Raw genomic sequence first — 24,502 nt, 5'->3', positions numbered from 1 at the left:
GTACACCCCTAGACCAAAGTCGAATCCCCCGGCCGCACCCGGAACCAGCCCGGTGACCTGGAGGTCCGGCCCTTACCGCTTGGGCTTGTCGTCAGCGTCCCGCAGCTCGTCGGGCAGGTCGTCGTCGCCGGACCCGCCGGACCCGCGCAGTTCCTCGGGGAGATCCTCCGCGTCCCGCAGCTCCTCCGGGAGGTCGTCCGCGTCGCGGAGTTCCTCGGGGAGGTCGGCCTCGTCGAAGTCCTCGGGGAGGATTTCCTCGGGTTCGGCGGCGGAGCCGGGCTTGATGGCGTTGCGGAGGCGGCCGAGGATTCGGTCGGCTTCGGTGCCGAACGGGTTGTCGTTGACCAGGTACGTCCAGGTGGCGGTGGGCCGCGGGATGCCGCTGGCTTCCTCGTTCAGGCCGTCGGTGGTGATCTCGGCGTCCGCGAACGTCTCGGCCGCGTCCTTCCAGGCGTCCTCGATCAGCGTCTCGAACGAGGCGATCGCCGACTTGTTGAACTCGTCGATCGGCTTCAGATGCACGATCCCGCCGGCCAGTGACCGCAGGTGAATCCCCTCGCGCAGATCAGCCAGGTACGCCAGGTGGTCGGTCCATCGCCGATCCAGATGCCCGAGCGCGATCCGCCGGGCCGCGCTCTGGACGACGTCCTCGCCAACCTCGTCGACGAGCTCGTCGTACCGCTCCTTGGCCCGCGCGGCGAGCTCGGTCGCGGCCAGATCGTCGGCCAGCACCTTCTCGCGCGTCTCAAGCAGAATCGCGCGCTGCTGCCCGGTCAGCCGGTTGTACTGCCACGTCGTCCGGTGCAGCTCCGCGTTCGCGCCGTCAGCCACCCGCTGCGCATGCTCAAGCATCGCGATCGACTTCCGGTCGGTGAGCCGCCCGGTGTCGTCGGGATGCGGCCGCAGACCGGACGACACCGAGTACCGGCTGACCAGCTCGTCGGCGAGCGACGCGAAGAACAGTGAGCCGCCCGGATCGCCCTGCCGCCCGGCACGCCCGCGGAGCTGGTCGTCCAGCCGCCGCGACGCGTGCAGACCGGTACCGATCACGTACAGCCCGCCGAGCTCGAGTGCCTTCTCCTTGTCGTGCGTCTCGTCCTTGCCGCCGAGCCGGATGTCCGTACCCCGGCCGGCCATCTGCGTCGACACGGTCACCGTGCCGGGTACGCCGGCCTCCGCGATGATCGCCGCCTCTTCGGCATCGTTCTTCGCGTTCAGCACCACGTGCTCGATCTCGGCCGCCTGCAGCAGGTCACTCAGCTGCTCGGACTCCTCGACGCTGTGCGTACCGATCAGGATCGGCCGGCCGCTTTCGTGGACGACGCCGATGTGCTTGACCAGCGCCTCGTTCTTCTGCGCGACCGTCAGGTACAGCCGGTCCTCGTCGTCCTTGCGGACGTTCGGCTTGTTCGGCGGTACGACTGCCACGTCGACCTCGTAGAACTCCGCGAGCGACTCGCCGACCACCACTGCCGTACCGGTCATGCCACACAGCGACTTGTACCGCTTGACCAGTGCCTGCACGGTGATGCTGTCCAGCACCTCACCGGAGTCACTGACCGGAACAGCTTCCTTGGCCTCGACAGCGGCCTGCAGACCGTCCGGCCAGCGCTGCAGCTTGGCGACCCGGCCGCGGTTGTTGTTGATCAGGCTGACCTTGCCGTCGCGCACCAGGTAGTCGACGTCCTTGCGCAGCAGCACCTCGGCGTGCAGCGCGACGTTCACCTGGGTGAGGCGGTCGAGGTTCTCGTCGTCGTACAGGTTGATGCCGTCGAGCGCCGCCTCGACCTTGTCGGTGCCCTTGTCGGTCAGCGCGACGGTCCGCCCGTCGCCGTCGATCTCGTAGTCGACACCGGCCCGGAGCGTACGCACCAGCTGCACCACGTCGTCGTCCAGCGCCTCGGAGCGGGTCGCCCCGGCGAGCACCATCGGGACGCGGGCCTCGTCGATCAGGACGGAGTCCGCCTCGTCGACCAGCGCCACATCGGCTTCCACGGTGACCCGGTCGGTGACGTCGGTGACGAGCCGGTCCCGCAGTACGTCGAAGCCGATCTCGTTCACCGGTACGTAGCAGACGTCGGCCTGGTACGCCGCGCGCCGCTCTTCCGGCGTGGACGCCTGACCGACGTGTCCCACGGTGACGCCGAGCAGCTCGTACACCGGGCCCATCCACTCGGCGTCGCGCTTGGCGAGGTAGTCGTTGACCGCGAGCACGTGCACCTTGCGGCCACCGACGGCGTACCCGGCGGCAGCGATCGCGCCGGCCAGCGTCTTGCCCTCACCGGTGGCCATCTCGACGATCCGGCCCTGCAGCATCGCCAGCGCGCCGACGACCTGGCCGTCGAACGCCCGCTCGCCGATGGCCCGCTTGCCGGCGTCCCGGGCCAGCGCGAGGAACTCGATCTGCTCGTCCTCGTGCAGGCCGCCGGTGGTCCGCAGCTCCGCGACCGCCTCGGTGAGCTCTTCGTCGGTCAGGGACTGGACGGATTCCTCCGCCTCGCCGACCAGCTGGGTGAGCCGCTCGTACGGGCCGAGATCGATCGAGCCGGGGCGCTGCAGCAGCCGGCGGAAGCGGGAAGCGATTTTCAGGGCCATGATGCAGGCAACGTACAGCCTCCGTGCGTCGTTCCGCAGGTCAGGGCACCCGCCATGCCCTAAGTCAGGGTGTCCACTCGTACGGTGTTGTGGTTGTAGCAGCGTGCAGGCCGAGTTTTTGCAGGATCGGGCGGGAGTCTTCGGACGCGTCGACGCGGAGGAACTCGTAGCCGCGGTCCTTCGCGAGGCGGGCGCGGTGGACGAGCAGCGCGCTGTACAGGCCCTGCCGGCGCCACCCGGGCAGCGTGCCGCCACCCCACAGGCTGGCGAACCCAGTGCCGGGGTGGAACCGGACCCACGCCGCTGACACGGCCGGCCCGTCCGGTCCCTTCAGCGCGTCCTCGACCAGGAACACGGACAAGCGGTCCGGGAACATCCGCGCCTCCCCCGCCAGCCGCTCCACGATCCGCTCCAGGCCGTTGCCCCAGAGCGTGTCGGTGAGTACGCCGATCCGGTGGTAGTCGTCCGGCCCCTCGACCTCACGCAGCCGCACCTTCGACGGCAGCGCGTACGGGCGCTCCAGGATGCGGTCCACCTCACCGAGGATCAGCGTTTCCGGATCACCTTTCGTGAGCCCGGCCCGGAGCAGCCGCGCACCCAGATCGTGCGGCTCGTCGTACGCGTAGGTCTTCCACTCGAACGGCAGACCCCGCTCCCGGAAGAACGTCAGCTCCTGGGCGATCACCGCCTCCGGATCAGTACCGAGACCACGTGGTGTCTCGACGAAGCCGGCGCCTTCGCCACCCTCCACGTACGACCGATGCACCAGGCCGACATGCTCCTGTTTCCACCCTGGGATCGCATCGGCATCCGGCAGCCGGATGCGGCGGTGGAACACGTCTAGCAGTTCGTCAGGGGTCATCTGCTCATCGTGCTCCACCACCGCAACCTGTTTACGCGAGTACGCGGTTCAGCAGGTCGTAGAACGCGTTCGCCAGCACCAACTCGTACGGGCCGGTCAGCAGTGGCCCTAGTTCAGCCATGTCGGACGGGGTCCAGGACCACGCACCGATCATCCCGGAGATGAACAGCGGGCTCGCACCGTCCCAACCGGCGATCCGCTGGTCCAGAGCGGCTTTGAACTCCGCTGCCTTACCGGGCGGGCCCCAGCCACCAGTCACGGGGATACCGCCCTGGCGGGTCGTCAGCGGGTCACCGTCCCACGTCTGCATGATCCCCTTGGTCGGCGTGTACTTGGCGTACCCCTCGGCGATCTCCTTTGAGAGCAGGATCCACTGGTCGTTCTGCCGGCCGCTGTACGCGTACACCAGGTCCAGTCCGGTGCGCTGCATGAACCCACCGGTCATCTTGAGGTACTGCGTCAGTTCGGTCGCCTTCCACGACGCCGGGTACGTGTAGCCGCCACCGGATGGTCCACAGACCAGGAGGTCGTTTGTCGTGGCAGTCCGCTGGAAGTGGCTGTACAGACCAGGACCTGTCTCCGCCAGCAGTGGGCTGATCGTCCAGTTAGTAGGAACCTGACCGCGCTTCGGATCATCCCAGATGTCCCGAAGCCGCCGTTGGCAGTACTGGATATTGTCCCCCTCACCGAACGTCAGCGTGAGGTACACCTTGTTCTGCGGCTTGCTGATCCGCCGGATCGGACGTGGCTTGTCGGAGATCGGTGCGGTGAAGCCGGCGTGCACTGTGCCGTTCATGTAGAAGTCGGCAGCCACTACTGGCGAGCCGCCCTTCGAAGCCAGGTCCACACCGTCCCACTCACCAGAGACGTCGTTCGCGAACCAGCCCATGTACGGAGCCAGCGTCGGGTACTTCGCGAAGTGCTCGATCAACAAGTCACCCGTAGCACCACCAGGCGGCAACCAGCTCACCATGGCCTTGGTAGCCACCACGTAGTCCCGGAAGTACGCGAACGGCTCGATCCGGGTCGGCGCGGTGTCGGTGGCGGACACCAGGTACTGGTTCCACATCTCCACGGTGACCACCAGGGATGTAGTACCGGCGGGTGGTGCGAAGCGGTAGATCCAGTAGTTGCCGCCGTCGGCGAACCGGTTCCCCTCACCGCCGATCGAGGAGTGCGATCCGTCGAACAGGTACGGCGCCTCCTCCGGACTGTTCGGCTCGAAGCGGGCGAACTCTGTACCGTTCGCGGTCACCACCACGTGCCGTACCGACGCACCCCACCCGTCATCGGCGAACGAGTCCGCGAACCGTACGTACGCGGCCTCCTGACCGAGCTTGGCGGAGACGTCCAGGTTGTACGTGCCGCGGTTGGACGAGTCGCGGATCTGCCTGGTCTCGCGGGCGATCTCCAGCCACTGGACGTTCTCCACGTCCACCACTCGGGTCGGTGGCAGGCCCGCCAGCAGTTGCTTGGTGACACGTGGGAACAGGTTGTCCAGCTGCCACCGGTACGTCTTCACGCGGTCGTCGTCGAACATCCCGCGCAGGTCCTTCACGATCTTCAGGCCGTGCGCCTTGGCCTGATCCGCATCGGCGACGACCGCGTTCTCCAGGCCGGCCAGGGTCGTCGCCACGTTCAGCGAGTCCGGTACGGCCGGGTCGTGGACGATCGCGCCGCGGATGCGGTTCCGGTACTTGGCGACCAGGTCGAGCGGGTTCTTGGACAACTTGGTCGGCAGGCGCATGTCGGCCAGCCACTTGGTGTCCGGAACGCTCGTGGTACCGGTGTCGTAGATGAAGTAGAGCTCCGGCTCAGTGCGGTTGACGACGCCTTGCAACGTTGTCAGCAGGGTCTGGTCTCCCCCGCTGAGTTTGCTGACGTCGCCGTAGTCCAGGTGTCGTGGGCGGTTGAACACCGGCAGCAGCCGGGCGGGGCTGCCGGACGTCGATGAAACCGCGGCCTGCGCCTCGGTCGCGAGGCCGGGCAGCAACCCGAACCCACCCGCCGTCGCCGCGCCGCCGCCCGCCAGGAACGTCCGTCTCGAAACCATCGTGACCACTCCCTGAGGTTGACATCGATGTCAAATCTGGCCGGACAGTAGCAACCCGGCGACAGCCTGTACAGAGTTCGTCACGGCATCGTCGCAAGCAACCTGGAATCGTTTCCGCCCCTGGCGGGCAAGTGGCATCCGTGCTCAGGTGTCGCGACGGCGCAGCAGCATCGCGCCGGCCAGCAACCCGACCGCCGCCCAGCCGGACAGGACGAGCGGGGTGGCGGTGAGCGGGGCAAGCCGCTCCACAGCGTGCCGGACGGCCGGAGCGGCGATCAGCGGAGTGAGGATCGGCGGCAGGTAAAGCAACCCGAGAACGGCACCGATCGCGGCGGCCGAATCGCGGACGACAGCGGCGATGCCGGTGCTGAGGACGGCAAGCAAGACAAGGTTCGCGAGGGCGGCCGCGGTCGCTCGCCGGATCGCCGGGTCGGCCAGGGAGAGGTGCGGGTAACCGTGCGCGGCAGTGAATCCGTGGCGGCCGAGGACGAAGCCGGTGACCTGTAGCGCGATCAGCAGTATCAGCGCTCCCGCGACCAGGACAACGGCGCCTACAACCCCCGCCTTGGCGACAAGCACGGTCGTACGAGCTGGTACGGCGGTCAGCGTGGTACGGATCAGCGAGGTGCTGTACTCGCCGCTGACCGCGAGGACCGCCAGCACCGCGACCGGTGCCTGACCTAGATACACGCCGCTGAGGAGAAGGCGGCTCGCATCGATCCCGCAACCAGCCTCCGCGCACTGGGACGCGGCCGAAACCGCGGCACCCAGTGCGGCCGTGACAATTGCTGTCACCACCAGCAGCCAGGCGGTACCCGAGGTGGTGCGCAGCTTCGTCCACTCCGCGTGGGCTGCCCGCTTCATGCATCCCTCCGGTTCAGCAGTACGGCCGCCACGAGCAGGGTGACAGCGGTGTAGGCGCACAGCACCGCTAAGCCCGCCCAAGCCGACAGTGGGTAGTAGCCGTTCGCCGGCGTGTACACGGCATCGACCTGCGGATAGCGGGTCAGCGTCTGCTGCACAGCGAAGGCGGCGGCTGGAGTGAACCGGGTCAGCCACAATGCAATGGACGCAGGCAGGAACGGGGTCATGGCAAGCAAGTACGGCAGCACCGTGACAACAACCACTGTCGTGACAGCAGTGGCGCTACGTCGCAGGATTGTGCCGACGCCCAGTGCGAAGACAGCAATCAGAGCAAGTACTGCCGCCGTACCAACCACCAGGCGGAGCTGATCGCCCGGTGTAGCTGGGAAGACGTACAGGCCGAACTTGCGTACCAGCCGCAACCAGACCGGCAATCCGATGGCCAGACCAACCAGGGCGGCGACGAACGTGGCTCCGGCGAGCACGGCGGCCTTCGCAGCGAGCGTTCGAAGCCGGGATGCCCCGACGCTCAAGGTGGTGCGGATCAGCCCGTACCGGTACTCGGTGGTGATCGCCAGCGTGGCGATGACGACAATCACGATCAGCGCCGGGAACGTACCGAGAAGCAGGTCACCCGCCGCGGCGGCGACTGGTATGTCTGCCCGTGTTGCCGGAGCCAGATCACCCGCACCAGTCACCGTGAATCCGCTGCCGGAGCTGGTGAATCCGCCTGAGGCTCCTGGTGGATAGCCCGCGAAACTGCTGGTCTTGGCACCCACCTGTTCACCACGCCACTCGGCAGCAGACCAGTCGCCGGACACCCGCGGCGTACCGAACTCCGCTGTCGCTGCGGAGCCTGCAGTACCGAGTCCGTTCACGAGCTGTGGCGAGGCGACGAACAGACCTGCCTGAACAGTAGCGGCCAGTCCAGGAAGCCGGACGCTGTCGACGCGACTCCAGCTCATGCCGTCCGTCGAGGCTTCACCTGTGACGGTGTCGCCGGTACGGGTCAGCCGAAGCCACCGCGCCGAGCTGACGGCCGACTGCGCGGCGCGATCGTGCGTGTAGTCGTATTGCATCCGCACGCCGTGCTTTCTGGTGACCATGATCGCCGCGTAGCGCGCGCCGGGTTCTCGTCCCACGGTGAGGATCAGACCAGCCTTCGCCCAAGGTGCGTCGGCATCCAGCTGGTTCACCGCGACGGTGAGCTGTCCGTCGCCGGCCAGCTGCCGGTGGACGAAGTAGAACGCGGCGCTGACCGGCTGGTTGTTCGGTCCGCTCTGTGGTGGTGCAGGCCGGTCCGCCGCGCCGCTGGCCAACCCGGCGACGGGGAAGAGCAGAATCATCAGCGTCGCCACCGCCAGACCGCGCACCCATCCCGGTACCGAGCGCAGCTTGGTCCACTCAGCCTTCAGCAGCTTCACGACGCCACACCGCCCGTCGCGCGGTAGTCGGCGGCGTCTCCGGTCAGTGCGAAGTACGCCTCCTCCAGCGTGGCCCGGTGTGGTGCCAGCTCAGAGAAACCGAGTCCGGCGGCAGACAGCGCTTCCGCGACTTGTTCGGCGCCCGGTCCGCGCACCAGGAGGACCTGCGGCTCGGCGTACGTCACCTGCCCGCCGAGCGTTGACAGAACCGCTGCTGCCGACTCGGGTGCGGTCGTGCGCACTCTCACCTGGCCATCGGAGACACCTGCGATCAGCGCCGCGACACTGGAGTCGGCAATCACCCGGCCGCGGCCGACGACGACAACGTGGTCCGCCATGTCTTGCAGCTCGCTCATCAGGTGGCTGGAAACCAGTACGGCTCTCCCCTCCGCCGCCAGCCCGCGCAGGTAGCCACGCAGCCAGACGATGCCCTCGGGGTCCATGCCGTTGAACGGCTCGTCCAGCATCAGCGTCGGTGGATCGCCCAGCAGCGCGGCCGCGATACCAAGCCGCTGCCGCATGCCCAGCGAGTACCCACCGACGCCACGCCGGCCCGCCCCCGCCAGTCCTACCTGTTCGAGGACCTGGTCGACGCGGCGATGCCCCAAGCCCTGCGACTGCGCCAGCCAGAGCAGGTGATTACGCCCGCTCCGCGCCGGATGCACCGCGGATGCGTCCAGCAGCGCGCCCAGTGACCGCGGTGGACACGGGTACGACTGGTACGGCTGTCCGCCGACCAGTGCTCTCCCCGAGTCAGCGCGGTGCAGCCCAAGAATGATCCGCATGGTGGTGGACTTGCCGGCGCCGTTCGGCCCGATCAGCCCGGTCACGCGGCCCGCCTGGGCAGTGAACGTCATGTTGTCCAGTGCGGTCGCCGACCCGTACCGCTTCCGCAGTCCGGCGACCTCGATCGTTGCATCACTCATGGCACGGATTTGTACGCCGGAGCCGGTGACAGCCTGGTGCGCTCACCTGTCACCGCGCTGTCACCCACGGCCTGGCATCGTGGAGCACATGAGAGTGCTGGTGGTGGAGGATCACCGAACGTTGAACACCTTGATCACCACCGGTCTGCGCCGGGAGGCGATGGCGGTGGACACCGCGCTGGACGGGCATGCGGCGCTGGAGCGGCTGGCCGGCACCAGGTACGACGTCGTGGTGCTGGACCGGGACCTGCCCGGGGTGCACGGCGACGAGGTGTGCCGCCAGGTCGTCGCCGGCACCGGCACCACGCGCGTACTGATGCTGACCGCCGCGGGCACCGTCCGCGACCGGGTCGAAGGGCTCGGACTCGGCGCGGACGACTACCTGCCCAAGCCCTTCGATTTCGCCGAGCTGGTGGCCCGGGTCCGCGCGCTGGGTCGCCGCTCCGCGCAGGCAGTGCCGCCAGTGCTTGACAATGGTGACCTGATCGTCGATCCGGGCCATCGGGTCGCCTCGCGGGCCGGGCGGCGGCTCGACCTGAGCCCGAAGGAGTTCGCGGTCCTGGAGTACCTGCTAGCCGCCGGCGGCCGGGTGGTGTCCGCGGAAGAACTGCTGGAGCGGGTGTGGGACGAGGCAACCGATCCGTTCACGACCACGGTGAAGACGACCATCGGACGGCTGCGCGGCAAGCTCGGACAGCCGCCGTCCATCGAGACTGTCCGCGAAGGCGGCTACCGGATCGGTGACCGATGACCAGCACAGCGACCAGTCCAGACACACTTCCCCGGCTGCGTACCCGGCTGGCGTTTGTGCACTCCGGTCTGGTCTTCGGAATCGGTGTGGTCCTACTGACCGTCGTGGCGGTCGCACTGTACGGCGGCAGCAACACGATCGCCGGCCCAGGACAGACGGCTGCCGCTAACAACACCAGCAACCTGTCCACAGTACTCCGCGTCTCCGCCCTTGCATGCCTCGTACTGGCCGGTCTGTCGGTTACTGTCGGCTGGATGAGCGCTGGGCGCGCTTTGCGGCCGCTGCACGCGATGACCTTGTCCGCCAGGCGCCTGTCCGCCGATGACCTCGCTACGCGACTGCCGACGCCACCTGCGTACCGCGAGCTCACCGAGCTCGCCGACACGTTGGACGGGCTGTTGCTACGGCTGCACGAGTCCTTCACCGCACAGCGCCAGTTCGTCGCGAACGCATCTCATGAGCTGCGTACACCGCTCACCGTGCAACGTACGCTGCTGCAACTCGCGCTGGCCGACCCTGATGCCACAGCCACCACCCTCCGCTCGGCCTGCAACGACCTGCTTGCACTTGGACGCCAGCAGGAGGAGCTGATCGCCGCACTGCTCGCACTCGCCAACGGTCAACGAGGTGTCGAGCACTGGACGCGGTTCGACCTTGCTGACCTGGCCGCGCAGCTGGCTGTGGAGCACCAGGCAGCGGCTGAGCAGCGTGGTGTCCGCATCCACTCCGCTCTCGCCCCGAGCACAGTGATGGGCGACATCCCACTGGCGACGAGCCTGATCACGAATCTGATCGAGAACGCCATCCGCCACAACCACCGCGACGGATCGGTGGAGCTGACCACCTCGGCCACCGGCCGGCTCACCATCAGCAACACCGGGCCATTCGTCCCACCGACCGAAGTAGCCCGTCTGACGGAGCCGTTCCAGCGACTTGACGCCACCCGCACCGGGCACACCGACGAACACGCCGACGGGCACGGGCTGGGCCTGGCGATCGTCGCCGCGATCGCCCGCGCGCACAACGCCGCGCTGACCGTGCAGGCGTTGCCATCAGGTGGTCTGGAGATCAGCGTGGACTTCGTAACTCCTGGAGCGTGGTTACCAGGCGCGGCGGAGTAGTTCGGTTGCTTCGGCCAGGGAGAGTTCGGCGCGGTGGGCGGCCTGGGCGAGGGCGGTCGCGGCGGTCTGGGACGGTTCGTCGTCTACGCGGCTGCGGGACGCGAGTACGAAGGTGCCGTTGCGGCCGCGGGTTTCGATCAGGTGATCAGCTTCGAGTTCCTTGTACGCGCGGGCAACCGTGTTCACCGCCAGCCCCAGATCCAGGGAGAGCTGCCGGACGGTGGGTAACCGCGTACCACGCGCCAGCTCGCCGCTCCGGATCAGGTTCTCGATCTGCGAACGCACCTGCTCGTACGGCGGCGTCAGCCCAACCGGATCGACAGAAATCTCCATCCACCAAGCATGCCGTACCCCCACCCCACACCACCCACCACCCGAGCTTCTCGGTGTAGAACTCCTGCATCGGAACGTCGACGCCGCCCATGCAACGAGGTCAGGTTCTGGTTCGCGCGGCTGCTACCGCCCCGCCGGCCAGGAGTACGAGGACGCCGGCCAGGAGCAGTACGCCCCGGAGTGGCAACGCGTCGACGACGAGGCCGCCGCCAAGCGCGCCGAGGCCGATCGCCAGGTTGAACATCGCTACCCAGAGCGCGGACGCCGTCTCGACGGCCTGCGGCGCGGCCCGGATCATCCAGGTCTGCAGGCTGACCGACACCCCGCCGTACACGAGTCCCCACGCGATCAGCAGGATGATCGCGCCGGCCGCCCCGGTTCCGAGCCAGGGGAAGGCGAGCAGGATCGCCGCCAGCGCGATCACGATCACCGCGACGGTCGCGCGTACGCCCCGGGCGAGCCCCCACGGCGCGATGAAGTTGCCGGTCAGACCGGCGATGCCGAAGCCGAACAGCAGCGGACCGACCAGTCTTTCGTCGACCCCGCCGAGGTCCTGCAGCACCGGACTCACGAAGGTGTACGCCGCGAAGTGCCCCGTCACGACCAGGACCGTGACGAGGATGCCGATGCGTACGCCCGGGTTGCCGAACTGGTCGGCCAGTTTGCGGACGGCGATCGGCTCGTCGGCGATCAGCCGGGGCAGCACCATCGTCAACGCGAGCAGCGTCAGCAGGGCGAGCCCACCGAGCCCGGCGAAGGCGGCCCGCCAGCCCACCCAGTTGCCGACCACGGTGCCGAGCGGTACGCCGAAGACGTTGGCGGCGCCGACCCCGCCGAAGATGACGGCCGTCGCCCGCGGCACGGTCACGGCCGGTACGAGCCGCACCGCCAGTCCACCGGCCACCGCCCAGAAGCCGCCGATGGCGATGCCGACACCGACCCGGGCGGCGAGCAGTACCGAAAAGTTGGGCGCCAGCGCGCACACCGCGTTGGCGACGACCATCAGCCCCATCAGACCGATCAGCAGCAGCCGCCGATCCAGCCCGCGAACCGCCAGCGGAACGGCCACCGCGGACACCGCGGCGACGATGCTCGGGACGGTCACCAACAGGCCGGCGGTCCCTTCGCTCACCGCGAGCGCCGAACCGATCGACGTCAGCAGCCCGATCGGCAGCTGCTCGGCGGTCACCAGCAGGAAGGTGCCAAGGGTCACCACGAGTACCGCCGGCCAGCGCGTACGAACCGCCACCTCAACGCCGGTAACTGTCATCGTTCGAAGCTCCACTCTAGTTTGGGATCGATCGTTTCCAAACCGGTACGATAATATGGAAACGATCGATCCACAACTGAGGTGAGGGCAAGCGGATGGCACGACCCCGGCAGTTCGACGAGCAGGACGTGGTGGCGCGGGCGACCGACCTGTTCTGGCGGCGCGGCTACAACGCGACCTCGGTCCGGGACCTCGGCAGTGAGCTGGAGCTGACGTCGAGCAGCCTGTACCGGACCTTCACCGACAAGCATTCGCTGTTCCTGCGCGCGCTCGATCACTACCGCGAGACGGAGTCGGCCGAGGCCGCGGAACGGCTCGGCGCCGACGGCCCGGTCGCGGAGGTGCTGCGCGACTGGCTGGTGTGGACGGTCAGCCACGTGGACGGGCGCGGCTGTCTGGTGGTGAACTCGGCGACCGAGCTCGGCAACTCCGACGCGCGGGCGAGCGAGCGGATCGGCGCGGCGTTCGGCACGACCCGGGCAGCGCTGACGGCGCTGCTGGACCGCGGTCGCCGTACGGGCGAGCTTCCGGCCGACCTGGACGTCGATCAGGTGGCCGACCTCGTGTTCACGCTCGTGCTGGGGCTGCGCGTCCGCGAGCGCGCCGGCCAGTCGGCGGCGGAGCTCGCGTCGGCGGTCGACGGAACGGTCGCGCTCGTCACCGGCCCTTCGGCCTGATCACCCGGACCTTCGGTCTGATCCCGGCCTTCGGTCTGAGCCGAAAGAATCGGCGTGGGGCGGAGCTTTCGCGAGGGTGGAACGATGAGAGTCGGACAGGGTGGTAGTGGGCCGGGACCGCACACGCCGGACGGCAGCGCGGTCGAGTTGTACGAGGTCACGCCGGTGCACGGCGAGGACGAACTGATCGACGGGGCAATCGCCCCCGGCAGCAGCGTGCTGGAACTCGGCTGCGGCACCGGGCGGATCACCCGCGCGCTGACCGCACTCGGACATCACGTCGTCGCGGTCGACGAGTCACCCGACATGATCGCCCGCGTCCGGGTGCCAAGTGTCGAGACGATCTGTTCGACCATTGGGGAGTTGCGGTTGGAGCGGCGGTTCGATCTCGTACTGATGATGTCGTACCTGATCAACGTCGCCGACGACGCGGAGCGGCTCCGCCTGCTGCGGACCTGCGCCCACCGCGTACGCCCTGGTGGTTCGGTGATCCTTCAGCAGCAGACTCCGGGCATGTTGCGTGGACCGGTCGTGATGACGAGCGACCGCGGCACGATGGTGATCTCCGACCTCGAAGAACTCCCCGGCGGACGCCAGGCCGCGACGCTCACCCACACCGTCGGCGGCAGGTCCTGGTCGCAGCAGATCCTCACCCAGAACCTCACCGAGGACCAGCTGGCCACTCAGCTGGCCGAGGCGGGCCTGCGACGCACCCGCTACCTCACCCCGGACCAGGTCTGGGTCGTCGCCCAACCAGCCTGAGCCGGACCAACCGGCCTGGAGCGGCCGGCCTAGGCCGGAGCGGCCGGTCTGAGCTGGAGCGGCCGGTCTGAGCTGGAGCGGCCGGTCTGAGCTGGAGCGGCCGGTCTGAGCTGGAGCGGCCGTTGGACCGGCCGGGTGCTCTGGTGGCAACCGGCCGGCCGCAGGCCCTTACGGGACGCTCAGCCCAGTCCCCCGCCGTTCTTGGCGAGGTCGTCGAACTGGGTGCGGGTGAGCTTGCTGGTGTCACCCTTCAGCGCCGACGGACGCGTGCAGATCACACCGGACGGCACCGACCCGGTCAAGTAGCGAATCGCGTTCTTGAACGAGTCGCAGCGCCGCTGGTCCTCCGCGCCGGCCGGGTAGCCGATCGCCGCGTTCACCCGGCCCATGTCCAGGTTGTCGGCGTACGGGTTGATGTTGCGGGCAACCGTCCAGTACCAGCGGGCGATCGGCGCGCTCCACTGCAGCGACATCGCGAGATCCGGGTTGCCGAGCAGGTCGATACCGAAGTACTGACCGGCCGGGCCGTAGTTGAAGTCGCCGGTGAGCTGGATGTACCCGCGGCCGCCGTACAGCCGGGTGTCGCCGATCTCGCGGATGTTGTACTCCAGCCGCGACTCGTGCACCAGCGTCGCCAGGAAGGCCGCCTTGCGGTACGCGGTGTTGATGTTCGCGTCCCGCATCGCCTGGTTCAGCGACGGCAGCCCGGTCTCGACGATCGACGGGTTCGCGATCCGCGTACCGAACATGGCCTGGACGTCGGCCAGGGTGATGTCGCCACCGGCCGGCGGCGGGTTGTCCGTACCGCACTCCGGTACGCCCGGGAGCTTGTCCTGCGGAACCGAGACGTACACGACGGTGACGTAACCGCCGAGCGCGGGCACGTGTGCCCACCACTCGCTGGTTCCGTCCGAGTTGCTGACCCGGTCGCCGTGCTTCTGACAGTCCACGTCGATCGAGGTGGGTCCGCTCAGCGTACGAACGACCGCGGCGGACAGGTACGCGTCGGCGCGGACGTTGACGCCGCTGCCGTAGGTCGTGAACCCGGTCGCGTACGCGGGTGCGCTGTCGACCAGTGCGGTCGCGGTGATGCCGAGACAGGCAAGAACAGCCGTGAAAAGACGACGCATCGAAGAACTCCTGGGGCGGTAGGAGGAGGCGGTCTTGTGAAAACCTAACCAAGCATTCCCACAATGTCGCCAGTTTCCTCCAAACGTTCGAATACCTCAACCCTTTCCACAACAACTTCATCGCGACAGGCCGTCGTACACTCAGGATCGTCATGGCGAAACCGCGACTCCTCGATGCCGGCCTCGCCGTGCTCATCGCGCTGATCGGCGTCGTCACCCTGCGCGGGCATCAGGCATCGACCGGCGAACAGTTGGCCGCCGTCGCGTACGCCGTGATCGTGAGCTTGCCGCTGGTGTGGCGGCGGTACGCTCCGCTGCCCGTGACCTGGCTGATCGGTCTGCTTGGCGCGGCCGGTCAGCTCTCGCCGATCACTCCCCTGCTGGACGGGCCGTTCCTGCTGTCGTTCGCTGTTGCCGTAGGCACCGTTGGCGCGCTGGACCTTCGGCTGCGATCGATCGGCTGGACCACGCTCGCCGCGCTCCCGGCGTTCGCGATCGCGGCCGCGACGACCCGGGCCGGCAGCGATCTGATCGGTACGGCCGGGTGGCTGGTGCTGGCGTTAACGATCGGGCGGGCGCTGGCCTTCCGGCGTACGGCGCTGACTGCACGGGCTGACGCGGAACGCACCGCGCGCGAGCAGGCGATCGAGCGACGCGTGACCGAGGAACGGCTCGCGATCGCGCGTGATCTGCACGATGTGATCACCCAGTCGGTCGAGGCGGTGTCGATGCAGGCGATGGTCGGACTGCAGCTCTTCGACAGCCGGCCCGACGAGGCGCGGGCGGCGCTGCAGCGGATCCGTACCGCGGGCAGTGGGGCGTCGCGAGAGATCCGGGAACTGCTCGGCGTGCTCCGGAGCGAAGAAACCGGCCCGATGCCGGGTCTGGACGATCTGCCGGAGCTGGTGAAATCGAGCGGTGTTGACGGTCCGCCTGCCAGTTATCAAGTCACCGGAGAACCCCGGCCCGGCGACGCGCTAGCTGCAGTAACCCTGTACCGCGTAACCCAGGAGGCGTTGAACAACACCCGCCGCCACGCTCGGGCCCGCTCCGTACAGGTCGAGCTGACCTGGACAGCCGAGTCGATCGAACTGACCATCACCGACGACGGCACCGGCCCGAATGCTGATGAGTTCAGTGACGGTGGGCATGGGTTGCGCGGGATGCGGGAGCGGCTCGCGCTGGTCGACGGCAGGCTGGAGCTCGGCCCCGGACCGGGCGGCGGCTTTCGCGTCCACGCAACCGTGCCGACTGGGGTGGAGGGTTTGTGATTGGGGTTTTGGTTGTTGATGATCAGGAGCTGGTTCGGAGTGGATTGCGGGCGCTGATTTCGGCTGAGGGCGATCTTGAAGTAGTTGGGGAGGCGGCGGACGGGCCCGCGGGTGTGCGGCTCGCGCGTGCGCTTCGGCCGGATGTCGTGCTGATGGACATCCGCATGCCTGGTGGTGAAGGGCTGGCCGCGACACGAGCAATCACCGACGACCCCGCGCTCGCCGGTACGAAGATCATCGTGCTGACCGGGTACGACACCGACGACTCGGTACTGATCGCGCTGCGTTCAGGCGCGAGCGGGTACCTGCTGAAGGACTTCGAGGCACCCGCGCTCCTGCAGGCGATCCGTACCGCGGCGGCCGGCGACGCGCTGCTCGCCCCGGGTATCGCCCGCCGGATCGCCGCCACCTGGACCCCACCCGGCGCGCCCCGAACCGACCCGGCGACCGAACGCCTGCTCGCCGGCCTGACCGACCGCGAACGCGAAGTACTCGCCCTCGTCGCCCGCGGCCGCACCAACGCCGAACTCGCCGCCGACCTGCACATCAGCCTCGGCACGGCCAAAACCCACGTCAGCCGCATCCTGACCAAGGTCGCCGCCCGCGACCGCGTCCAACTCGTTATCCTTGGCCACCGCGCCGGCCTGGCGGACGCCAACGCGGACCCCAACGCCGCGACCGACCCAGCCTCCTGACGCTCAGCCCGGCCCCGGCGCCTGATCACCCCACCAGCTCGGCACCGTCGATCATCCAGCCGGGTCGGCCTCGCCCTTGTAGGCCGTCAGCGGCTGCCCCGCCAGAAAGCGCGTGATCGCGTTCAGGTACGCCGGCCCGGCCTGCCCGGTGATCCCGTGCCCAGCCCCGGGGATGTACACCATCGTGGCCCCAGGCAACGTATCGCGGTACTCCCGGGTGTCCACCCACGGCACGTAGTCGCACTCGGCCCGCAGCACCAGCGCCGGCGTCTTGAGCGTACGAAGCACCGGCCGCGGATCAGCGATCTGGTCGAAGTCAGCGTTCGTCAACTGATTCGTGTAGAACCCCTGCGGATTGTTGTGCCCCGTACCTTCAGGACCGCCCGTACACCCACCGAGCCCCCGTCCGGTCAGCGCGATCTCATGCAACCGCGAGTCCGCCTCGGCATCGCCTACGACCGCATGCGCCGCCCGCGGATTGATCCCCAGCAACACCGCCTGGAACAAGAACCGCGGCGCCGACACCAACGAGTCGTACCGCTGCTTGTCCGCCCCGGTCAGCCGGTTCCACGGCGACACCTCGGTCTCGGGATGCGCCTTCGGCCAGATCTCACCGGGCGACGTGAAAGCGACCTTCGCGACCCGATCCGGATGCGCGGCCAAGTACTGCGCGGCCAGCGACCCACCCCAGGACTGCCCGATCACAATCATCCGATCGGCCTTGATCGCGGTCCGGACGGTGTCCAGATCGGCAACGTTGCGCGCCACCGTGTACTTGGTGACGTCCTTCAACCGGGTCGACCGCCCAGCGCCGATCTGGTCATAGCTGTAAACGTCGTACCCGGCCGCGTTCAGCTCTTTCGTGCCGTACGGCAGCCCTTCATGCGGCGTACCAGGCCCACCATGCAAGAACACCACCGGAACCGGCTGTCGCGCGTCGCCCGTCGCTGGACTGTGTACGTACGCGAGTCGCGTACCGTCCGGCAACGACCAGAACGCGACCCCAGCCGGGACCGCCGCCACGGGCTGATCCGGGAACGGACGCAGGAACAGCAACGAGAACACGAGCCCCAGCGCAACCGACCACCCAGCCGCGAAGAGCACCCCGCCGCGTAACCGGCCGAGCCGCGCCATCAGCCAGCCGACCAGGAACAGCACCAGCAACCCGGCGCCCAGGAACACCACGGGCACCGGCACCACCGCCGCCATCAGCAGCATCGCGAGCAGGCCGGCCACCGGGGCGACGATCGCGCCCAGGACAACCAGCAGGACCCGCGTACGGTTCGAAGAAGTCACGTCATGACGCTAAGTGACCGAACGATCCGTTGTCGTCAGGCGCGCGACCGACTGCCGTACATCCCGGGATGTACGGCAGTCCGCGCTGAACTACTCGGCCTTCTGCTCGGCCTTCTTCTCCGCCTTCTGTTCCGGCTTCGCGTCCACGCCGGCTTCCTTGCGCTGGGCCGCCGTGATCGCGGCCGGCGCCGCGGTCAGCGGGTCGAACCCACCACCGGACTTCGGGAACGCGATCACGTCCCGGATCGACTCGGTACCGGCCAGCAGCGCGGTGATCCGGTCCCAGCCGAACGCGATCCCGCCGTGCGGCGGCGCGCCGAACTTGAACGCGTCGAGCAGGAAGCCGAACTTCTCGGTCGCCTCCTCGTCGGTCAGACCCATCACCTTGAAGACCCGCTTCTGCACGTCCTCGCGGTGGATACGGATCGACCCACCACCGATCTCGTTGCCGTTGCAGACGATGTCGTACGCGTACGCCAGCGCCGAACCCGGGTCGGTGTCGAACGTGTCCAGCGAATCCGGCTTCGGCGACGTGAACGCGTGATGTACCGCGGTCCAGGCGCCGGAACCGACCGCGACGTCGCCGGCGGCGGTCGCTTCGTCGGCCGGCTCGAACAGCGGCGCATCCACAACCCAGACGAACGACCAGGCCGACTCGTCGATCAGCCCGCCCCGACGGCCGATCTCCAGCCGGGCCGCCCCGAGCAGCGCCCGCGACGACTTGACCGGACCGGCGGCGAAGAAGATGCAGTCACCCGGCTTCGCGCCGACGTGGTCGGCGATGCCCGCGCGCTCTTCCTCGGACAGGTTCTTGGCGACCGGACCGGCCAGCTCACCGTCCTGCCCCACGAGGACATAGGCGAGCCCGCGAGCGCCGCGCTGCTTGGCCCAGTCCTGCCACGCGTCCAGCTGCTTACGCGGCTGGTCCGCGCCGCCCGGCATCACGACCGCGCCGACGTACGGCGCCTGGAACACCCGGAACGGCGTGTTCTTGAAGTACTCGGTGCACTCCACCAGCTCCAGGCCCATCCGCAGGTCCGGCTTGTCGGACCCGAACCGGGCCATCGCCTCGCCGTAGGTCATCCGCGGAATCGGCGTCTGCACCTCGTACCCGACGAGCTTCCACAGCCCGGCCAGGATCTCCTCGGCGAGCGCGATCACGTCGTCCTGGTCGACGAAGCTCATCTCGATGTCGAGCTGGGTGAACTCCGGCTGCCGGTCGGCGCGGAAATCCTCGTCCCGGTAGCAGCGCGCGATCTGGTAGTACCGCTCCATGCCGGCCACCATCAGCAGCTGCTTGAACAACTGCGGCGACTGCGGCAGCGCGTACCAGCTGCCTGGCTGCAGGCGGGCCGGGACCAGGAAGTCGCGGGCGCCTTCCGGCGTCGACCGGGTCAGCGTCGGCGTCTCGATCTCGACGAAGTCGTGCTTGGCCAGTACGTCGCGGGCCGCCTTGTTCACCTCGCTGCGCAGTCGGATCGCCGCACCCGGGCCCTGCCGGCGCAGGTCCAGGTAGCGGTACTTCAGCCGGATCTCCTCGTTCACCGGCGTCGCGTGGTGCTCCTCGACCGGGAACGGCAGCGGCGCGGCCTCGTTCAGTACCTCGACCTCGCTCGCGATGATCTCGATCTCACCGGTCGGCAGGTTCGGGTTCGCGTTGCCCTCCGGGCGCGGCGACACCTCGCCGACGATCTTCAGGCAGTACTCCGACCGCAGCCCGTGCGCGGCCTCCTCGTCCCGGATCACCACCTGGACGGTGCCGCTCGAATCGCGCAGGTCGATGAACGCCACGCCGCCGTGATCGCGCCGCCGCGCCACCCAGCCCGCCAGGATCACGGTCTCGCCGGCGTGGGACGCGCGCAGCGAACCTGCGGAACGGTTACGGATCACGACTTCTCCTCTTCGATGATGCTCGGACGTACGTCTTCGGCGGGCGGCGCCCAGGTCCCGGCATCGGCCGGCACCTGCTCACCACTCCGGATGTCCTTCACTTCGGCGCCGTCGCCGGTACTGAACCAGACGAACGGAATCCCGCGCCGATCGGCGAACTTGATCTGCTTCCCGAACTTTGCCGCCGCCGGCGCGACCTCGACCGGAATCCCGCGGCCGCGGAGCCGGCTCGCCGTCCGCATCGCCTCCGGCCGGTCGTCCTCCGAGTTCAGCGCGATCAGCACGGCGGTCGGCGTACGCCGGCTCGCGCGCACCAGGCCCTTGCCGACCAGCCGGTGCACGAGCCGCGACACCCCGATCGAAATCCCGACCCCGGGGTACGTCGTCTTGCCGTCCGACGCGAGCGAGTCGTACCGTCCGCCGGAGCAGATCGACCCGTACCCCTCGTCGCCGATCAGCTGGGTCTCGTAGACCGTGCCGGTGTAGTAATCGAGACCGCGGGCGACCTTCAGGTCAGCCACCAGCAGGCCCGGCGCGTGCTCGCTCGCCGCGGTCATGATCCGCGACAACCGCTCGAGACCCTCGTCGAGTACGTCGTGCCGCACGCCCAGCGCGCGCACCTGATCCGCGAAGGACGCGTCCGTACTCGAGATCTCGGCCAGCCGCAGCACCTGCTTCGCGGTCTCCGCCGACAGCCCGGCCGCGGTCAGCAGGTCCGTGACCTTGTCCGGGCCGATCTTGTCCAGCTTGTCGACGACCCGGAGCGTACCGACGATGTCCTCGATGCCGAGGCCGCGGTAGAAGCCCTCCGGGATCTGCCGCGTGTTCACCTGAATCCGGAACGCCGGGATCGGCAGCTTGCGGAACGCGTCCGCGATCACCAGCGGCAGCTCGGCCTCGTAGTGGAACGGCAGCTCGCCGCTGTCGATGATGTCGATGTCCGCCTGGGTGAACTCGCGGTACCGGCCCTCCTGCGGCCGCTCACCACGCCACACCTTCTGGATCGAGTAGCGCCGGAACGGGAACACCAGCTTCCCGCTGTGCTCCAGTACGTACCGGGCGAACGGCACGGTCAGGTCGAAGTGCAGCCCGAGGGCCGCGTCCTCATCGGCGTTCGCGGCCAGCCGGCGTACGCCGTAGATCTCCTTGTCGGCGTCCTCGCCCTGGTTGGACAGGCGCTCGACCGGCTCGACCGCGCGGTTCTCGACGGACGCGAAACCGTGCAGCTCGAACGTCTCCCGGATGGTGTCGAGGAACTCCAGCTCGACGATCCGGTCACTCGGTAGGAATTCGGGAAACCCGCTCAGTGGGGTCACCTTGCTGCTCATATGTTCTGAATCTCCAGGTCCTGCAAGTAGGGGTTGGTCGCCTTCTCCCGGCCGATCGTGGTCTGGCCACCATGACCCGGCAGGACGACGATCTCGTCGCGCATCGGCAGGATCTTGGTGGCCAACGTATGCAGCATCGCCGGATGATCGCCGCCAGGCAGATCCGTCCGGCCGATCGACCCGGCGAACAACACGTCACCGGAGAACAGCACGGCCGGTACGTCCTCCGGCCCGTCGTACGGCGTGGTGAACGTGACCGAACCCCGGGTGTGCCCGGGGGTGTGGTCGACGGTGAAGTCCAGGCCCGCGAGCTGGACGCGCTGCCCGTCGGTCAGCTCGGCGACCTCGTCCGGCTCGGCGAACTCGTGCTTGCCGCCGAGCAGCATCCGGGCCGTCTCCGGGCTGACCCCGGCCATCGGATCGGCCAGCAGGTGCCGGTCGTCCGGGTGAATCCAGGCGGTCGCGTCGTACGTACCGCAGACCGGGAGGACCGAGAACATGTGGTCGATGTGACCGTGCGTGAGCAGCACCGCGACCGGTTTCAGCTTGTTCTCCCGGACCACCTGCTCGACCCCCGCGGCGGCGTCCATCCCCGGGTCGATGACGAGGCATTCCGCGCCCTGGCCGGTGGCGACGACGTAGCAGTTCGTACCCCACGACCCCGCGGGGAACCCGGCGATGAGCACGACACACCTTCCTGGAACGGTTCGGGACCCACCAAGGCTACCGGTCTGCGTACGGTGAGAACGAACCGGATTGTGACGCAACACCGTTGCGCCTGAGCTGGGAGTTTGTGATTGTTCAGGGATAAGCGTCGAGATACGGGCTCGACGCGCCCGGACAGGCCCTGTTCGCGCGGTTGGACCGGGGACTGACCAGAATGGGCATGAGCGCAGTGCATACCGCCGGAAGGGGCGAGTTGTGGCCGGAGAGAACTGGGGCCGGGTAGCCGAGGACGGAACGGTCTTCGTACGGACGAAGGACGGTGAACGGGCGGTCGGCCAGTGGCCGGACGCGAACCCCGAAGAAGCACTCGCCTTCTACACCCGCCGGTACGACGCGCTGGCGTTCGAGGTGGAACTGCTGGAACAGCGCGTCCAGGCCGGTACCGTCTCGCCCGACGACGCCCGCGCCGCGGTGAAGAAGGTCAGCAGCGCCCTCGAGGACGCGCAGGCGGTCGGCGACCTGGACGGCCTCCGCGGCCGGCTCGAGGCGCTGTCCCCGCTGGTCGCGCAGCAGCGCGAACGCCGCAAGGCCGAACGCGCCGCGAAGGTCGAGGAAGCCCGCTCCGCGAAGACCAAGATCGCCACCGAGGCCGAAACCATCGCGGCCGGTACGGACTGGCGGCACGGCGTCACCCGCCTGCGGGAGCTGCTCGAAGAGTGGAAGGCCCTTCCCCGGCTCGACAAGTCGTCCGACGACGAGTTGTGGCACCGGTTCTCGTCGGCGCGCACCACGTACACGCGCCACCGCAAGCAGCACTTCGCCGAGCTCTCCTCCAAGCGTGAAGAGGCCGCGGTGGTGAAGGAACGGCTCGCCGCCGAAGCGGAGACGCTCGCGTCGTCCACCGACTGGGGCCCGACCTCCGGCCGCTTCCGGGACCTGATGCGGCAGTGGAAAGCCGCCGGCCCCGCGCCGCGCGAGGTCGACGACAAGCTCTGGGCGCGCTTCCGGGCCGCGCAGGACCTGTTCTTCGGCGCCCGCGACGCCGTCCAGGCCGAAGAGAACGCCGAACAGATCGAGAACCTGCAGGCCAAGGAGGCCCTGCTGGCCGAGATCGAAGGCATCCTCCCGGTCAGCGACGCCAAGGCCGCCCGCGACCAGCTCCGCGACTACCTGGACCGCTGGGACCAGATCGGCAAGGTCCCGCGCGACTCGATGCGCGCCATCGACGGCCGCCTGCGCGCCGTCGAACAAGCCGTCAAGTCCGCCGAGGACGAGGTCTGGAACCGCAGCAACCCCGAGGCCCGCGCCCGCGCCGAAGCCACCGTCAAACAACTCCAGTCGCTGATCGCCGACCTGGAGAAACAGGCCGCGAAGTACGAGTCCCAGGGCAACACCCGCAAAGCCACCGAAGCCCGCGAAGCCATCACCGCCCGCCGCGAATGGCTCACCCAGGCCCAAAACGCCCTCACCGACTTCAGCTGAGACAGGTGACGCGCACCCGCGCGTCACCTGTGGACAACTTCAAGCACCGAACCAGGTCTTCGGGCGATCCTGTCCGCATGCTCCCCGCCGACTTCCCATACTTCTTCTGCGGCCTCCCCTTCCGCGCACACCAGGTGGGCCGAAAACTCAACTGGCTGCTCGCCCAAGGAGACATCCGCCAACTCATCCCGGGGATCTACGTAGACACCCGGGTGCCTGACACCGTGCAGTTGCGAGCGGACGCGCTGCAGCTCCTCGTACCCGCCGACGCCACCGTCTGCGGCCGCGCCGCCGCCTGGCTGCACGGCATCGACACCACCGCGCTGGGCCCTGACACGTTCCGGCCGCAATGGACCTTCGCCGAGCGCCCAAGTACCGAAATCCACGGCCTGAAGGTCACCACCCGAGCCGCCACCGCGATCGAGCTCGCACGCCATCTCCCGCGCCCGTTCGCGCTCTCGGCCGTGGACGCGCTGCTCCGGTCCGGCATGCGAGCGCAGGACCTCGAAGCCGCCGCAGCCAGGTACTTCGCGCCTGACAGCACCTCACAAGCAGCCCAACTCCTGCGCCTGGCCGACGGCCGCGCCGCCTCCCCCGCCGAATCCTGGCTCCGGCTGCGCCTGTTCGACGCCGGCTTCCCCCGCCCCGAGCTACAGGTGCCCGTTGAAGGCCACGGCCGGGCGTACCGCCTGGACCTCGGCTACCCCGATCGCCCGGTGGATGGCCGGCGCCTGGGGCTGGAGTACGACAGTGACCAGTGGCACTCGTCTACCCGCCAGCAACTCCGCGACGAAACCCGCCGCACCGAACTGGACACCCTCGGCTGGCACATCCTCCAAATCCGCCGCCCCGACCTCTGGGGCTCCTACCCAGCCCTAGAACTAGCCGTAGGCGCCTTCCTCTGCCAACACCCCCGCCTCCCCCGCCGCTGGTAGCCCCCCGTACCGAACAACGGGTAGTGCCTGGGCACGCCCAGCACACCTGAGCGCAATCGTGGCCAGGTCGTACGCCGCACACGCACTACACCCACCGCCTGACGCAGCAACCCTGTCGTCCACACGGCTGGCCGGCGGTGCGCCGAACGACAGGTGGTACCCGGGCGGCAG

21 protein-coding genes are annotated in these 24,502 nt (G+C 68.6%); 8 read left to right on the top strand and 13 right to left on the bottom strand.

Annotated elements, in window-relative coordinates; all coding sequences use genetic code 11:
• Positions 1 to 72 precede the first annotated feature (72 nt).
• From secA2 to HDA44_RS04785, 6 genes are all read right to left on the bottom strand, one after another.
• The gene (secA2, locus tag HDA44_RS04810; RefSeq protein WP_184831687.1) at positions 73 to 2,595 is read right to left on the bottom strand and encodes an accessory Sec system translocase SecA2; all 2,523 of its coding nucleotides are present in this window, start codon (positions 2,593 to 2,595) and stop codon (positions 73 to 75) included.
• Between the two features lie 64 nt (positions 2,596 to 2,659).
• The gene (locus HDA44_RS04805; protein WP_184831686.1) at positions 2,660 to 3,457 is read right to left on the bottom strand and encodes a GNAT family N-acetyltransferase; all 798 of its coding nucleotides are present in this window, start codon (positions 3,455 to 3,457) and stop codon (positions 2,660 to 2,662) included.
• A 31-nt stretch (positions 3,458 to 3,488) separates the two neighbouring features.
• Positions 3,489 to 5,510 (bottom strand): GxGYxYP domain-containing protein, encoded by a 2,022-nt coding sequence (locus HDA44_RS04800; protein WP_184831685.1) that lies wholly within the window; start codon positions 5,508 to 5,510, stop codon positions 3,489 to 3,491.
• 144 nt (positions 5,511 to 5,654) lie between these two features.
• Positions 5,655 to 6,374: an ABC transporter permease gene (locus tag HDA44_RS04795; protein WP_184831684.1), complete on the bottom strand. Its 720-nt coding sequence runs from the start codon at positions 6,372 to 6,374 to the stop codon at positions 5,655 to 5,657.
• The gene (locus tag HDA44_RS04790; RefSeq protein ID WP_337905636.1) at positions 6,371 to 7,798 is read right to left on the bottom strand and encodes an ABC transporter permease subunit; all 1,428 of its coding nucleotides are present in this window, start codon (positions 7,796 to 7,798) and stop codon (positions 6,371 to 6,373) included. The genes HDA44_RS04795 and HDA44_RS04790 overlap by 4 nt, the downstream gene beginning before the upstream one ends.
• The gene (locus tag HDA44_RS04785) at positions 7,795 to 8,724 is read right to left on the bottom strand and encodes an ATP-binding cassette domain-containing protein (RefSeq protein ID WP_184831683.1); all 930 of its coding nucleotides are present in this window, start codon (positions 8,722 to 8,724) and stop codon (positions 7,795 to 7,797) included. Before HDA44_RS04785 ends, HDA44_RS04790 begins: the two co-directional genes overlap by 4 nt.
• A gap of 88 nt (positions 8,725 to 8,812) precedes the next feature.
• On the opposite strand from HDA44_RS04785, the gene HDA44_RS04780 reads away from it, so the two are divergent.
• Positions 8,813 to 9,475 (top strand): response regulator transcription factor, encoded by a 663-nt coding sequence (locus HDA44_RS04780; protein ID WP_184831682.1) that lies wholly within the window; start codon positions 8,813 to 8,815, stop codon positions 9,473 to 9,475.
• Positions 9,472 to 10,596 (top strand): HAMP domain-containing sensor histidine kinase, encoded by a 1,125-nt coding sequence (locus tag HDA44_RS04775; protein ID WP_184831681.1) that lies wholly within the window; start codon positions 9,472 to 9,474, stop codon positions 10,594 to 10,596. Before HDA44_RS04780 ends, HDA44_RS04775 begins: the two co-directional genes overlap by 4 nt.
• Here HDA44_RS04775 and HDA44_RS04770 read toward each other — a convergent pair.
• Positions 10,576 to 10,929: a GntR family transcriptional regulator gene (locus HDA44_RS04770; RefSeq protein ID WP_184831679.1), complete on the bottom strand. Its 354-nt coding sequence runs from the start codon at positions 10,927 to 10,929 to the stop codon at positions 10,576 to 10,578. The two genes, HDA44_RS04775 and HDA44_RS04770, sit on opposite strands and share 21 nt — an antisense overlap.
• A gap of 100 nt (positions 10,930 to 11,029) precedes the next feature.
• Positions 11,030 to 12,199 (bottom strand): MFS transporter, encoded by a 1,170-nt coding sequence (locus tag HDA44_RS04765; protein WP_184831677.1) that lies wholly within the window; start codon positions 12,197 to 12,199, stop codon positions 11,030 to 11,032.
• A 95-nt stretch (positions 12,200 to 12,294) separates the two neighbouring features.
• Between HDA44_RS04765 and HDA44_RS04760 the strand changes: the two genes are divergently transcribed.
• Together HDA44_RS04760 and HDA44_RS04755 are read left to right on the top strand one after the other, a co-directional pair.
• Positions 12,295 to 12,876 carry a TetR/AcrR family transcriptional regulator gene (locus tag HDA44_RS04760; RefSeq protein ID WP_184831675.1) on the top strand — a complete coding sequence of 194 codons (582 nt, stop codon included), beginning with the start codon at positions 12,295 to 12,297 and terminating at the stop codon, positions 12,874 to 12,876.
• A gap of 84 nt (positions 12,877 to 12,960) precedes the next feature.
• Positions 12,961 to 13,638 (top strand): class I SAM-dependent methyltransferase, encoded by a 678-nt coding sequence (locus tag HDA44_RS04755; protein ID WP_184831673.1) that lies wholly within the window; start codon positions 12,961 to 12,963, stop codon positions 13,636 to 13,638.
• A gap of 179 nt (positions 13,639 to 13,817) precedes the next feature.
• Here HDA44_RS04755 and HDA44_RS04750 read toward each other — a convergent pair whose 3' ends face one another.
• A complete protein-coding gene (locus HDA44_RS04750) occupies positions 13,818 to 14,768 on the bottom strand; it encodes a glycoside hydrolase family 19 protein (protein ID WP_184831671.1) in 951 nt (316 codons plus the stop codon).
• 152 nt (positions 14,769 to 14,920) lie between these two features.
• Between HDA44_RS04750 and HDA44_RS04745 the strand changes: the two genes are divergently transcribed.
• Together HDA44_RS04745 and HDA44_RS04740 are read left to right on the top strand one after the other, a co-directional pair.
• Positions 14,921 to 16,039: a sensor histidine kinase gene (locus tag HDA44_RS04745; RefSeq protein ID WP_184831669.1), complete on the top strand. Its 1,119-nt coding sequence runs from the start codon at positions 14,921 to 14,923 to the stop codon at positions 16,037 to 16,039.
• A complete protein-coding gene (locus HDA44_RS04740) occupies positions 16,036 to 16,734 on the top strand; it encodes a response regulator (protein WP_184831667.1) in 699 nt (232 codons plus the stop codon). Before HDA44_RS04745 ends, HDA44_RS04740 begins: the two co-directional genes overlap by 4 nt.
• A gap of 51 nt (positions 16,735 to 16,785) precedes the next feature.
• Here the strand turns inward: HDA44_RS04740 and HDA44_RS04735 are convergent, their stop codons facing one another.
• The 4 genes from HDA44_RS04735 to HDA44_RS04720 form a co-directional block, all read right to left on the bottom strand.
• Entirely contained in the window at positions 16,786 to 18,030 is a 1,245-nt protein-coding gene (locus HDA44_RS04735; protein WP_184831665.1) for an alpha/beta fold hydrolase, read from the bottom strand.
• 90 nt (positions 18,031 to 18,120) lie between these two features.
• Positions 18,121 to 19,920, bottom strand: coding sequence for an aspartate--tRNA ligase (gene aspS, locus HDA44_RS04730; protein ID WP_184831663.1), 1,800 nt, complete (start codon positions 19,918 to 19,920; stop codon positions 18,121 to 18,123).
• Positions 19,917 to 21,248 (bottom strand): histidine--tRNA ligase, encoded by a 1,332-nt coding sequence (gene hisS, locus HDA44_RS04725; RefSeq protein ID WP_184831661.1) that lies wholly within the window; start codon positions 21,246 to 21,248, stop codon positions 19,917 to 19,919. The genes aspS and hisS overlap by 4 nt, the downstream gene beginning before the upstream one ends.
• Positions 21,245 to 21,934, bottom strand: coding sequence for an MBL fold metallo-hydrolase (locus HDA44_RS04720; protein ID WP_184831659.1), 690 nt, complete (start codon positions 21,932 to 21,934; stop codon positions 21,245 to 21,247). Before HDA44_RS04720 ends, hisS begins: the two co-directional genes overlap by 4 nt.
• Positions 21,935 to 22,169: 235 nt before the next feature.
• Here HDA44_RS04720 and HDA44_RS04715 point away from each other — a divergent pair, with 235 nt between their 5' ends.
• Complete coding sequence (locus HDA44_RS04715; RefSeq protein WP_184831657.1) at positions 22,170 to 23,396, top strand: DUF349 domain-containing protein; 1,227 nt, start codon at positions 22,170 to 22,172, stop codon at positions 23,394 to 23,396.
• Positions 23,397 to 23,473: 77 nt separating this feature from the next.
• Positions 23,474 to 24,331 (top strand): hypothetical protein, encoded by an 858-nt coding sequence (locus tag HDA44_RS04710; protein ID WP_184831654.1) that lies wholly within the window; start codon positions 23,474 to 23,476, stop codon positions 24,329 to 24,331.
• Positions 24,332 to 24,502 lie beyond the last annotated feature (171 nt).

It is taken from the genome of Kribbella solani (genome assembly GCF_014205295.1).
In the GTDB taxonomy this organism is placed as follows: Bacteria; Actinomycetota; Actinomycetes; order Propionibacteriales; family Kribbellaceae; genus Kribbella; species Kribbella solani.
The sequence above is the reverse complement of the archived record's forward strand: the minus strand, read 5'-3'. Positions and strand labels throughout refer to the sequence as shown.